Raw genomic sequence first — 8,705 nt, 5'->3', positions numbered from 1 at the left:
GCAACGCCGGTGATCACCTCAATGCGGGTGGGTCTGTCGTTGGGCATAAGCATGTCCCCAAGCACAGGCTTGAGCCTTCCATGGTCATGCCAGGCTGTCCGGTCGAAATGGGGGGCAGTTCACCACCCGATAGGGGCAGGCCACTTGATGCCCTCGTGCGCGTCGCTGATCACCAGCTTTACGCCGGTCAGGCCGCGTCGCACCAGGCCGCGCAGGAACTCGGTCCAGAACGGTTTCGCCTCGGAGGGACCGATGGCCATGCCGAGCACCTCGCGGCGGCCGTCGGTGTTGACGCCTACCGCGATGGTAGCGGCGACGGACACGATGCGACCGCCCTAACGGACCTTCAGGTAGGTGGCGTCGATCCAGAGATAGGGCCACTCGCCCTCGATGGGCCGGCTCAGTAAGGCGTCTACCCGTTCGTCGATCTCCTCGCACAACCGACTGATCTGGCCCTTGGAGATGCCGGTCCTGCCCATCGCCTGCACGAGATCGTCCATCGCGCGCGTCGAGACGCCATGGACATAGGCTTCTTGGATGACCGCCGTCAGCGCCTTCTCCACGGCCCGGTGCGGCTCGAGGAGGGATGGGAAGTAGCTGCCCGTCCGCAGCTTCGGGGTGCGAAGCTCCACGTTCCCGGCCCGGTACCCGACTCCCTCGTGGCACCCAAAGGCAGCGGAATGCACAACTGACCGACGCATAGGCCGATGGGCCGCCACCGGTCCGTCGACGGAAGCGACAAGATCGTCACCATGGAACTGCGGACCTCTAAAGATGAGGCAAACCCTCTGCAGCGAATTCGAGTTCCTCCCGCACTGGCGTCCGACGGGGTGGGACCGGAACGCATATGCTGCTCCGGCTCCAGAACCGGTTTCCCCGGGCACTTAGAGGACCTGCTTCATTACCGGTCATTTTTCTGAACCTTTTCTCGCTTCGCCGAAGCCATCCTGACCTTCCCTTCAAGGCCCAAGGGGAGTTCTAACCCCGCGGATGCGACAACTTTCGAGCCGGGTAACGCCCCTCGGTGATGCGTGCGCCTACCGAAGGGCGGGAGTTAACTAGCCCCATCGAACAACTATATTGTAACAAAAAAATTTCTATTTACTTCGCTGCCCTCGCAAATAAACTGGTGAAGTGGGCCGATTCTATTACGGGGCGATCTAGATGATTTCGCCCAACCCTCCCGACATAATATTTTCTAATTGGGCGAATCTCATGGATTCTGATTACTGGGCGAAAGTTCAACTCAGGTTGATGAAGCTAGGCTTCAACCCGGGCGAAATTGACGGCTACAGGGGCCGTAAAACTGTTTCCGCTATAAAACGGTTTCAAGATTCAAAAGGTTTGGTTGCGGATGGAATAATAGGCCCGAAAACAAGAACTGCGTTGTTTGGTGACCCCGAGCCTGGCGCCGTCCCTAAGTTCGATGACCTTCCGTGGTTCTACGAAGCAAAACGCCTAATTGGTACCAAGGAAATAGCGGGAAAAAATCCGCCAAGGAAATTCTTTCGATGGCGGCCACCCTCGACATCGACTACGCCGATGATGACATACCATGGTGCGGACTGTTCGTAGGGCATTGCATTGCAACAGCGCTAGGTGACGAACCCATACCCTCCAATCCCCTTGGGGCAAAGAATTGGAGGCATTTCGGAATGCCGTGCGACCCTCAGCTTGGATGCGTATTAGTGTTCTATAGGGGCCAAAAGGATGGCTGGCAGGGGCACGTGGGCTTCTATTTCGCTGAAGATGTAAACTACTACCATGTTTTGGGCGGAAACCAGTCTAACTCTGTTAACTTAATGAGAGTTGATCGAATAAGACTAATCGCGTCTCGCTGGCCCGTAACCGCCGGCCTTCCTGAAGGACGGCGAAATCTCGGAACTGCAGAAGCTCCAGTATCCAATAATGAGGAATAAGCATATCCAGGTCGTCTGCCTCAGCCGCGGGCCGCGCCGATCATCATTGTATCAGTACTTAATGTAGACCACCTGCATCGCAACGTGAGCTAGCCTGACGCCGGTGCGAGCCTAGGTTGGGAGGACCAAATGTTAAAAACAAGCTCGCTTCATACGCCAGTCGGGGCATACTTGCCGCGGGGTTTGCAGCCGAACGTTATCGCCCTATCAACTGCGGCGGTCTTCTCGCTTGCAGTCATTCTAGCATTACAAAAGGGAGCCATGGGCGCAATCGGCGTAAGCTTTATATCCTTCGCCACCGGCGTATCCGCGGGTGTTTTCCTCGGATTTCTTTTCTCGGTTCCGAGGATCTTGTCGTCGCCGGAGGTGGCTAGCGAAAACGCGGCGCATGCAATCCGTTCAACGGGCAAAGACGTGGGCGCAAATCTTCTGCAAACAAACTCAAACCTGGAGAAGATTTCGGATTGGCTTACAACCATGATTGTGGGCGTCGCGCTAATAAACGCCTCCGAGATATTCGGTTTTTTTGCGAAGTATAGCGCCTACTTACAAATGTTTTCCGGTCATGCTGGAGGCGGGGCCTCGTTTCTTCCGGTAGTCGGAACTCTGCTGCTTGTAGTTGGATTCACTGCGGGCTTTCTCGCGATGTATCTTATAACCCGCCTCAAGCTTGCTTCAGTCATGGCAGACGAAGAGAGGAAGCTCAGGAACGGCCTTCCCCAAGATACTGAAAACCGTGTTCTGAATATTGCCAAGGACCTCGGGGACCAGGTGCCCGAAGCAAAGACAATTACTACAACGGGTAGGATATATAGTGCGGAAGCCGTAGCGCTAATGAATCGGCTTCTATATAAAGAAGACGGCTACAAGCGCGCAATCGAAATATCGGACTCGCTACTGGGGACGCTCGCGACGGAGGATCCCAATTTCTGGTTTCTCCGGGCCGCCGCGTTTGGGCAAAAGGTTAGTGAGCTAAAACGTAATGGCGACACGAAAGAGAAAGATCAAGCCCGTCAGGAGGCGCTGCAGGCGGCGCGCCGGGCGGTGATGCTCAACGCCCGGTTTAAAAGCGAGTTGAAAAGGATTTCGAACCCTCGCGGCCCTGATGATGACCTTGCAGATCTGGCGCATGATGACGAGTTCATTGAAATTGTTTCATGAAAGGCGTGCGAGACATGCCGAGCGCCCGTCGAACTTTGTTGATCCCATCTGTTTCCGAGCCGAGTCTGCCGAAAATAAAGAGGTTTTCCGTTCGGTGTCTTGAGGTAACCACTTGCGCTCCGGCTCGAGCATCGCGTCCAACTCTCGCTTGAGGACGCGCGCCATGCCGAACCCTACTTCCATCTCCCCCGACAAGCTGTTTCGCCTGATCGGGCGAGCCGACACGCCGCATCTGATCGACTTTCGCATAGAGGAGGATTTCTCCGCCGATCCCCGCCTCGTCCCCGGCGCGGTCCGCAGGCCGCTCGAAGCGGTCGCGGACTGGATCCCCCGCCTGGGTGACCGGCCGGCCGTCGTCATCTGCGCGGAAGGGCATGCACTCAGCGAGGGCTGCGCGGCGATGCTCCGGTCTCTCGGCGTCACCGCGCAGATCGTGCGCGGCGCGGATACCGCCCGGCCGGAGCTTGCGCCGGAGGCGCCGGGCCTGCTCGCCGCCTCGCTCGGGCTGTCGCGGATGTATGCCGACGACAATGCACAGATGGAGGCCGGCCTGCTGCTCTACGACGCCTTCTACCGCTGGTGCCGCGACGCCACCGACGAGACGCACAATTGGCCGACGAACAGAGCCCGGTCATGAGCCGGTCCGAGATCCCCTTCGCCGAGGCGGTGCGCGCCTGGGCGCGGGTCGCCGCGCTGTCCTTCGGCGGGCCGGCCGGGCAGATCGCCGTCATGCACCGCATAATCGTCGACGAGAAGCGCTGGGTCGGCGAGGGGCGGTTCCTGAGCGCCCTGAACTTCTGCATGCTGCTGCCGGGCCCCGAGGCCCAGCAGCTCGCGATCTATCTCGGCTGGCTGCTGCACCGCACCAAGGGCGGCGTCGTGGCCGGGGCGCTCTTCGTGCTGCCGGGCTTCCTCGCCATCCTCGCGCTCAGCCTCGTCTATGTGCGCTGGGGCGCGGTGCCGGCGATCGAGGGGGCGTTTCTCGGGCTGAAGGCCGCGGTCCTCGCGGTGGTGGTGCAGGCGGTCTGGCGGATCGGCGGCCGCGCGCTGCGCAGCCGCGCGGCGCTGCTGCTCGCGGCCGCGGCGTTTCTCGCCATCCACGTCTTCGCGGTGCCGTTCCCGGTGATCGTGGTCGCGGCCGGGCTGACCGGCTGGCTCGCCGCGCGGCGCGGCCACGCGCCCTTCGCGGCTGGCGGCCATGGCGGCGCCAAGGACGGGCTCAGCGACGCGGAGTCGTGGCTCGGCACCGAGATCCCGGCCCATGCGCGGCGCGGCGCGGCGACCCTCCGCCCGGCGCTGGTCTGCCTGGCGCTGTGGCTGGTGCCGGTGGCCGCGCTGCTGGCGCTGCTGGGCGCCGACGACACCTTCGCGCGGATGGCGCTGTTCTTCAGCCAGATGGCGGTGGTGACCTTCGGCGGCGCCTACGCGGTGCTGGCCTATGTCGCCCAGGCCGCGGTCGAGACCTTCGGCTGGCTCAGCCCCGCCGAGATGCTCGACGGGCTCGGCATGGCCGAGACCACGCCGGGCCCGCTGATCCAGGTCGTGCAGTTCGTGGGCTTTCTCGCCGCGTTCCGCGACCCCGGCGCGCTCGATCCGTGGCTGGCAGCGGTGCTGGCCTCGATCCTGGTGACCTGGGTGACCTTCGTGCCGTCCTTCCTGTGGATCTTCCTCGGGGCGCCGCATATCGAGCGGCTGCGCGGCAATGCGGCGCTGTCGGGCGCTCTCTCGGCGATCACCGCGGCGATCGTGGGCGTGATCCTGAACCTCGCGGTCTGGTTCGGCGTGCATTCGCTGTTCGCCCGCCAGGCCGCGCTGACAGCCGGCCCGCTCGACCTCGACCTGCCGGTGCCGGCGAGCCTCCAGCCGGTGGCCGCGCTCATCGCGCTGGCGGCGGCCATCGCGCTGTTCCGGTTCCGGGCCGGGGTGCTGCCGGTCCTGCTGGCCGCGGCGCTGGCCGGCGCGCTCTGGCGCTTCGCCGGCTGAGCCTCAGGCCGGCCAGTGCGGGTGCAGCCGGTCGATCACCAGCGGATGGGCATGCAGGCGTGCGCCGCCATGCTCGGCAAGATGCGGATGGTCGGCCGGCAGGCTGTCGTGCCGATGTTCCGGCGTTTCCGGGGCGTCGGCGGGCCAGAACCGGACGGCGGCGCCGATCCCGCAAGCGGCCAGCAGGGCGAGGCCGAGCAGCGTCGTCGGTGCCGCGCTCACGGTCATCAGCAGGCCCGCCAGCGGATAGGCGACGAGCCAGCAGGCATGGCTGAGCGCGAATTGCGCGGCGAAGACCGCCGGGCGGTCCTCGGGATGCGCCGAGCGCCGCAGCAGCCGCCCCGACGGGGTCAGCACCGCCGAGTAGCCCGCCCCGGCCATGAGCCATGCCCCGAGCAGCAGCGGCCAGGACAGGCCGACGGCGAGGATGGCGCCGGCGAGCAGCGCCAGCGTGGCGGTGAGCGCCGAGGCCCCGGCCAGCATGACCGGGCGGTCCGGCACCCGGTCGAGCAGCCTCGGCAAGGCGAGCGCCGCCAGCATGGAGCCGGTCCCGAAGGCGCCCAGGGTCCAGGCCAGCGCACTTTCGGGCAGGCCCAGCGCGCCGCGCACCAGCACCACCGTGTTCACCAGCACCATCGCGCCCGCCGCGGCCGCGGCGAGGTTCAGCGCCAGGAGACCGCGCAGGCGCGGCGTCGCGAGGTAGATACGGAGGCCGCGGGACCAGCGGTTCGGCAGGCCGCGCGCCGCGGAGGGCGCCGGGCGCGGCAGCACCACCGACACGACCAGCGCCGCCGAAGCGAGGAAACCGGCCACGGTGCCGAGAAACAGCGCGTCGTAGGACAGCACCGCCAGCAGCAGCGCCGCCAGCAGCGGGCTGGCGATGGTCTCGAGGTCGTAGGCCAGCCGCGACAACGACAGCGCGCGGGTGTAGCGCTCCTCCTCGGGCAGCACGTCGGGGATCGTCGCCTGGAAGGTCGGCGTGAAGGCGGCCGACGCGGATTGCAGCAGGAATATCAGCCCGTAGACCTGCCAGGCCTCGGTCACGAAGGGCAGCGCCAGCGCCACCCCCGCGCGCACCAGATCGAGCGCCACCAGCATGGCGCGGCGCGGCACCCGGTCGGCCAAGGCGCCGGCGATCGGGGCCACGCCCACATAGGCCAGCATCTTGATGGTGAAGATCGTGCCCAGCACCAGCCCGGCCCGCTCGCCGGCCAGGTCGAAGGCCAGCAGCCCCAGCGCCACGGTGGCGAGCCCGGTGCCGAGCAGGGCAGCCACCTGGGCGAGGAACAGGTGGCGGTAGCTGCGGTCGGCGAGCACGGACAGCATGGGCGCCTCTCAGAGATAGCGGGTGAGGACCTTGAGCTCGGCCCGGTCGGCCTCGGACCCATCGGAATCGAGGCAATGGTCCATGTGATCGTGGATCAGGGCACGCTTCGCATTGGCGATGGCGCTCTCCACGGCCTGCAATTGTTGGGCAACATCGACACAGGGCTTGCCATCCTCGATCATCGCGATGACCGAGCGGAGGTGGCCCTCGGCGCGTTTCAGCCGGGCTGCGATCTTGGCGTGGCTTGCATGGGCGGGTGCGCGTATCATAGGTTGAGGCTATCCCCCCTGGGGGGATTGGACAAGACGGCCCGACAGGGGCCGCAGGAAAGGCGAGCGGACGGCGGCATCGATGACGACGGCAGGGGGCACAGCACGGAGCCTGTTCGCGGCGTTCCTCTGCCTGGCCCTCGTGGTCTGGTCGCTGATGCCGGCCGTGTTCCATGCACCGGTGATCTTCGAGACCATCCAGGACCATGCCGCGATGATCGCCGACCACGGTCATGCGCACGGGCTCGAGGAGGAGCTCGCCCGGGCGCTGCACGGCCATGGCCACGACGCCGCCGATCACGATCACAGCCAGGCCATCCTGGTGGCGGGCCGGATCGCCCAGCCCTTCGCGGGATACTGGGACATCCGGCGCCCCGAAAGGGCCGATGCCGGGCCCTGGCCGGTGCACCGGATCGAGCGACCTCCGCGCGTCTGATCGCTGCGCGCCGCACGGCGCGCCCCACGATCGGACACCTACAACGGAGACCATTCCATGACCACATCCCACCGGGATCGGTGGCACCCGGCGCGGCCCGGGCGGCCCTGCCGTATCTTCTTGCCCTCGCGGCGCTGGCGCTCAGCGCGGGTGATGCCGCGGCCCACAACGTCACCGAGGGCGATGCCGGCTACATCCAGGAGATCTGGGGGGTGAACATCATCCCCTTCATGTATCTCGGCGCCAAGCACATGGTGACCGGCTACGACCACATCCTGTTCCTGCTCGGCGTCGTCTTCTTCCTCTACCGGATGCGCGAGGTCGGCATCTATGTCAGCCTCTTCGCCCTCGGGCATTCGACCACGATGCTGCTCGGCGTTTGGTTCGGCTGGGGCGTCAACGCCTATGTCATCGACGCCATCATCGGCCTCTCGGTGGTCTACAAGGCGCTCGACAACCTCGGCGCCTACCAGCGCTGGTTCGGAATGCAGCCGAACACCAAGATCGCGACGCTGATCTTCGGCTTCTTCCACGGCACCGGCCTCGCCACCAAGATTCTCGACTACGACATCGCCTCTGACGGGCTCTTGGCCAATCTCCTGGCCTTCAATGTCGGCGTCGAGCTGGGCCAGCTCATGGCCCTCGCCGTCATCCTCATCGTCATGGGCTACTGGCGGCGCTCGCCGCGCTTCTTCGCCCAGGCCTACACCGCCAACGTCGTCATGATGGCGGCCGGCTTCATCCTCGTGGGCTACCAGCTCACCGGCCTCTTCCTGGCCGCCTGACCCGACCGGAGACAGAAACATGTTCAACGCAGAGAAACCCAGCCTCGACCAGCTCCCGAGCTCGAAGCAGCTCCTCCGCTCGACGCTGATCGCGGGCGCCTCGGCCGTGGCGATCCTCGTTACCGTGGTGCTGCCGGCCGAATACGGCATCGACCCCACCGGCGTCGGCCGTGCGATCGGGCTCGCCGAGATGGGCGAGATCAAGACCCAGCTCGCCGAGGAGGCCGAGGCCGACCGCCGGATGGACATGGCCATCGAGGAGCAGTCGAGCCTCCTGAACGGCTTGCTCGGCCTCTTCGTGGGCGCCGCCTACGCCCAGGAGGCCGGCGCGGCCGAGGCTCCCGAGGAATGGCGCGACGAGACCACCTTCACCCTGGCCCCGGGCGACTCCGCAGAGTGGAAGCTCGTTATGGAAGAGGGCCAGACGGCGGAATACCGCGTGCTCGTCGAGGGCGGCCGGGTCAACTTCGACCTGCATGGCCACGGCAACGGCAATTCCGTGACCTACGAGAAGGGCCGCGGCTCGACCGGCTCCGAGGGGGAGATCGTCGCCGAGTTCGATGGCGAGCACGGCTGGTTCTGGCGCAACCGGGACAGCTCAGACGTCACCGTGACGGTCCGAGTGCGCGGCGAATACGCCGAATTCAAGGACGCAAGCTGAGCTCGCTGCTGCCGTTCGGGCGCTCTGCGGCGAACGGCAGTTCTCCGCCGATGCTGTTGAAAAAGTCTGTGTTGCAGCGCGGCAAGTCCTTCGATTCACTCAATCCTGAGGGGATGGGGGGATTTCGAGATGATGGGCAGGCAGGAGGCTCCGGCGCAGCTGTT

The 8,705-nt window shown here is 65.1% G+C and carries 10 protein-coding genes and 1 pseudogene; 8 read left to right on the top strand and 3 right to left on the bottom strand.

Features of this window, described 5'->3' with window-relative positions:
• Positions 1-143: 143 nt before the first annotated feature.
• Positions 144-644: pseudogene (locus ACXYMW_RS19480) on the bottom strand (IS256 family transposase); the annotation flags it as partial.
• 571 nt (positions 645-1,215) lie between these two features.
• On the opposite strand from ACXYMW_RS19480, the gene ACXYMW_RS19475 reads away from it, so the two are divergent.
• The 5 genes from ACXYMW_RS19475 to chrA all read left to right on the top strand — a co-directional run bounded on the left by ACXYMW_RS19475 (position 1,216) and on the right by chrA (position 5,063).
• Positions 1,216-1,575, top strand: coding sequence for a peptidoglycan-binding domain-containing protein (locus ACXYMW_RS19475; protein ID WP_459036993.1), 360 nt, complete (start codon positions 1,216-1,218; stop codon positions 1,573-1,575).
• On the top strand, positions 1,512-1,919 hold the full coding sequence (locus ACXYMW_RS19470) for a TIGR02594 family protein (protein ID WP_459036992.1): 408 nt from the start codon (positions 1,512-1,514) through the stop codon (positions 1,917-1,919). Before ACXYMW_RS19475 ends, ACXYMW_RS19470 begins: the two co-directional genes overlap by 64 nt.
• A gap of 183 nt (positions 1,920-2,102) precedes the next feature.
• Positions 2,103-3,080 carry a hypothetical protein gene (locus tag ACXYMW_RS19465; RefSeq protein ID WP_459036991.1) on the top strand — a complete coding sequence of 326 codons (978 nt, stop codon included), beginning with the start codon at positions 2,103-2,105 and terminating at the stop codon, positions 3,078-3,080.
• 163 nt (positions 3,081-3,243) lie between these two features.
• Complete coding sequence (locus ACXYMW_RS19460) at positions 3,244-3,717, top strand: chromate resistance protein ChrB domain-containing protein (protein ID WP_459036990.1); 474 nt, start codon at positions 3,244-3,246, stop codon at positions 3,715-3,717.
• Positions 3,714-5,063: a chromate efflux transporter gene (gene chrA, locus ACXYMW_RS19455; RefSeq protein ID WP_459036989.1), complete on the top strand. Its 1,350-nt coding sequence runs from the start codon at positions 3,714-3,716 to the stop codon at positions 5,061-5,063. Before ACXYMW_RS19460 ends, chrA begins: the two co-directional genes overlap by 4 nt.
• Before the next feature lie 3 nt (positions 5,064-5,066).
• Here chrA and ACXYMW_RS19450 read toward each other — a convergent pair whose 3' ends face one another.
• Both ACXYMW_RS19450 and ACXYMW_RS19445 read right to left on the bottom strand, forming a co-directional pair.
• On the bottom strand, positions 5,067-6,389 hold the full coding sequence (locus tag ACXYMW_RS19450) for an MFS transporter (protein WP_459036988.1): 1,323 nt from the start codon (positions 6,387-6,389) through the stop codon (positions 5,067-5,069).
• Positions 6,390-6,398: 9 nt separating this feature from the next.
• Entirely contained in the window at positions 6,399-6,659 is a 261-nt protein-coding gene (locus ACXYMW_RS19445) for a metal-sensing transcriptional repressor (protein ID WP_459036987.1), read from the bottom strand.
• A gap of 82 nt (positions 6,660-6,741) precedes the next feature.
• Between ACXYMW_RS19445 and ACXYMW_RS19440 the strand changes: the two genes are divergently transcribed.
• From ACXYMW_RS19440 to ACXYMW_RS19430, 3 genes are all read left to right on the top strand, one after another.
• Positions 6,742-7,095, top strand: a complete 354-nt coding sequence (locus tag ACXYMW_RS19440) for a hypothetical protein (protein WP_459036986.1) — start codon at positions 6,742-6,744, stop codon at positions 7,093-7,095.
• Between the two features lie 80 nt (positions 7,096-7,175).
• Positions 7,176-7,880 carry a HupE/UreJ family protein gene (locus ACXYMW_RS19435; protein WP_459036985.1) on the top strand — a complete coding sequence of 235 codons (705 nt, stop codon included), beginning with the start codon at positions 7,176-7,178 and terminating at the stop codon, positions 7,878-7,880.
• A 19-nt stretch (positions 7,881-7,899) separates the two neighbouring features.
• The gene (locus ACXYMW_RS19430; protein ID WP_459036984.1) at positions 7,900-8,541 is read left to right on the top strand and encodes a transmembrane anchor protein; all 642 of its coding nucleotides are present in this window, start codon (positions 7,900-7,902) and stop codon (positions 8,539-8,541) included.
• Positions 8,542-8,705 lie beyond the last annotated feature (164 nt).

The sequence above is a fragment of the Roseivivax sp. CAU 1761 genome (assembly GCF_054482755.1).
Note: the sequence above shows the minus strand (reverse complement) of the source record. Positions and strands in the feature narration are given on the sequence as shown.